Annotated in this window: 2 protein-coding genes; both read right to left on the minus strand. The window is 39.9% G+C overall.

The window, feature by feature from the left end:
• Window positions 1-709: FAD-binding protein (locus IQ228_RS25890; protein ID WP_193964987.1), on the minus strand; the 709-nt coding region annotated here is incomplete at its 3' end.
• 105 nt (window positions 710-814) lie between these two features.
• Window positions 815-1587, minus strand: a 773-nt coding sequence (locus tag IQ228_RS25895; protein WP_193964988.1) for a sulfonate ABC transporter substrate-binding protein, incomplete at its 5' end; no start/stop codon positions are given.

The raw sequence follows: 1587 nt of genomic DNA on the forward strand, positions 1-1587 counted from the left end.
TGCTTAATTCTGCTCCTGCATGATAAGCCATTGAATAACCATCTCCGGCATTTGTGGGATTTTCATAAGTTCCATAAAGATAGCCAGATGCAGGTAAACCCAAACGTCCACAAGCACCTGTAGAAAGGATAACAGCTTTGGCTTGAATAACTACAAAATCACCACCGCGCACATCAAATCCAACTGCACCAATGGCTTTACCATCTTTTACTAATATTCTAGTTGCCATAACGCGGTTTGTGACTTTCACTTTATGGCGTTTAACTTGGCGGGTAAGAATGGTTTTTAAGTCTTTACCTTCTGGCATGGGTAAGACATATTTACCTACCCGATGCACTTGTTTAACGTCATAATTCCCTTGGGGATCTTTTTGGAATTTAACGCCCCAACTTTCTAATTCTTGAATGGTTTCAAAACCTAATTTACCTGTTTGATAAACGGCTTTTTGGTGCAAAATACCATCATTAGAAATGGTGATTTCGCGGACGTATTGTTCTGGGGTAGAATTGCCAGGAATGACGGCTGTATTAACTCCATCCATTCCCATGGCGATCGCTCCACTACGGCGAATATTCGCTTTCTCTAAAATTAACACCTCAGCATCAGGATTTGCCTGTTTAGCTTTAATCCCTGCCATTGTCCCCGCAGTTCCACCACCAATTACTAAAACATCGGTTTTTAGCCACTGTGTATTGATGTTTGTTACCATATATAACTCTTTCAAGAATTTAATTTTTTTCTCACGCATAGAAAGTCAAGGAAGATTTTTATAAATAATTGATAATTAGCAATTACTAAATTACCAATTACTAAATTATTTCTTACCTTGCCAAACTATTTCTTTAACCTTGATTTCTTTGGGAATCAAGTTTATTTTATAGAAAGTATCAGCAATTTCTTGTTGTTTGGCAATTACATCATTGGTTAATGGCAAAACGCCATACTTGCGTCTTTTTTCTGCTACCTCTAACACAGCCGCATCTATACCCAATACGGGAGAAAGTAACTTTGCCACATCTTTAGGATTACCCTTTGCCCAATCACTGACTTTGCTTACCCCAGCTAAGACAGTTTTTAAACCTGCTGAATTTTTCTGGGCAAAGGACTTAGCAGCCAAATAATAACCTCGATTGGGAGCTAGTCCAGTGGCATCGGTAAGAATACGTGCGCCTGTGGCTTTTTGAGCAGCAGCTAAATAAGGATCCCAAACTGCCCAAGCATCAACATTTTTCCCTTCAAAAGCAGCACGGCCATCAGCAGGTGTGAGGAAGGTTGGCTTAATATCAGTGTATTTTAATCCGGCTTTTTGCAGTGCTTTGACTATCAAATAGTTAGTATTTGATCCTTTCGCAAAAGCCACTTTTTTGCCCTTGAGGTCAGCTACACTTTTAATTGGTGAGTCCTTATGAACAAGAATTGCTTCCGATTTAGTACCATAAGGATCATAAGCAACATAAACCAGAGGAACTCCAGCCGCTTGAGCAAATACAGGAGGTGCTTCTCCTGTGTAGCCAAAGTCAATACTGCCAACGTTTAAAGCTTCTAACATTGGTGGTCCGGCAGGAAATTCAGTCCAAGTAACAGAAG

This window comes from Dolichospermum sp. LEGE 00246, assembly GCF_015207865.1.
Classification (GTDB): domain Bacteria; phylum Cyanobacteriota; class Cyanobacteriia; order Cyanobacteriales; family Nostocaceae; genus Dolichospermum; species Dolichospermum heterosporum.